Source organism: Arsenophonus endosymbiont of Bemisia tabaci Q2 (assembly GCF_902713415.1).
Lineage (GTDB): Bacteria > Pseudomonadota > Gammaproteobacteria > Enterobacterales > Enterobacteriaceae > Arsenophonus.
In genome coordinates this window covers 1-1,701 of record NZ_CACTIE010000050.1, presented here as the reverse complement: position 1 = coordinate 1,701, position 1,701 = coordinate 1, and the positions used below count along the sequence as shown (strand labels likewise).

General features: G+C 39.1%; 2 pseudogenes. Both read right to left on the bottom strand.

The features are described 5' to 3' along the window. Positions 1-186 precede the first annotated feature (186 nt). Positions 187-1,054: pseudogene (radA, locus tag ARSQ2_RS03025) on the bottom strand (DNA repair protein RadA); the annotation flags it as partial. Between the two features lie 33 nt (positions 1,055-1,087). After that, a pseudogene (gene serB / locus ARSQ2_RS03020) lies at positions 1,088-1,701 on the bottom strand (phosphoserine phosphatase SerB); the annotation flags it as partial.

The window sequence follows — 1,701 nt, the reverse complement described above, 5'->3', positions numbered from 1 at the left end:
ATTTACTGATATAGAGTAATTACTTGTAATCATTTTAAAGTCGCCTAGCTATACAGATGCAGAGCCAATCCGAAATTGCTTCGCTGTTTCTCGGATAATCAACCTTTCTTCTTCCATCGTAAATATCACTTTACGTCTAAAATCAATTGAATAGCTCATATAAATAATGTCATCAAAATTAAGTCGCCTAGCTATAGCTATAGCCGATGGTTTACTTACTTCCTTTAACCTTTTTTCTGTCATGGAAAATACACTCAGTTCATTAACCGCATCAAATCGATTTTTATGACTTCTTAAGGTACGAAATCGTGAATCTGCTTCACCATCGAGCATTATCGAACAGTCAATGCAGTGTTCAAGTACTTTCGGGCCCGCCAAAAAACCATCTTTTGTCACATGCCCTACCATGATAATGGCGATCCCTCGTGTTTTAGTAAATCGGGTAAGATAAGCCGCAGTTTCTCGGATTTGTGCCATACTACCAGGTGATGACTGTATATCTGCGACATGCATGACCTGAATAGAATCAATCACCATCAATTTTGGCTTTTCCTGCTCTGCAATCAAACAAATCTGCTCAATATTGGTTTCAGATAACATATTGAGATTATCGGACGGTAACCCTAATCGATGCACTCGCATCGCCACTTGCTATAAAGACTCCTCACCAGTGACGTATAAAGTTTTCATCTGTGATGGAAGCCGACACATAGTTTGCAAAAGCAATGTATTTTTACCAGCACCTGGGTTACCACCAATTAAAATCGCGCTACCAGGTACCACACCACCACTGAGAACACGATCAAATTCTTTGAAATCAGTAAGAAAAACGTGGCAATGCTTCTAAACTAATGGCAGACAATTTCTGTACTTGGTTACCTGTAGCACTACCGGCATAACCATTAAGGCGTTCTGCTCGCGAGGTAGAACTGGCAGCTAATCTTACCTCGGTGATCGTATTCCAGGTATGACAAGCGATACATTGCCCTTGCCAGCGTGGATAATCTGCACCACATTCATTACAGAAAAATGCTCTTTTTATTGCTTTTGCCACCGTTATTGCCTCTTTTATTTATTGTTTTGATCGTTAACGCTCTTCATGCTTTAAGCCACCACTTAAAACACAAAGTACACCCATCAAATCTGCATATTGAATTGCTACTTTTTTCCTTGCCTGTACTTTAGATTTAGTATGATAAGCAATACCCAATCCCGCCTTACGGATCATTTTTAGATCATTTGCACCATCACCAATAGCAACGGTTTGCTCGATTGGAATAGAGAATTGTCTAGCTAATTTTATTAAGGTTTGTGCTTTGACTTTAGCATCCACAATGTTGCCATTCACCTTACCGGTCAATTTGTTATCTTTAATTTCAAGTTTGTTAGCCACCGCAGCGGTTAATTTTAACTTTTCCTTCAAATAATTAGTAAAAAAATTAAATCCACCTGAAAAAATAACAACATGCCAATAAAATGCTTGCAACTTACGGACAAGACTGGTTAAGCCTGGTGTCAGTGGCATATGCTCTAATACATTTTGCAAAATTTGCATGTCGGCTCCAGCAAGTAATTTAACCCGAGCTTTTAAACTTTCACTAAAATCAATTTCCCCTTGCATTGAGCGTTCTGTAATTTCAGCAACCTGCTCGCCAACTTTCGCCAACTCTCGCCAAACGAGCAATTTCATCAATGCATTCG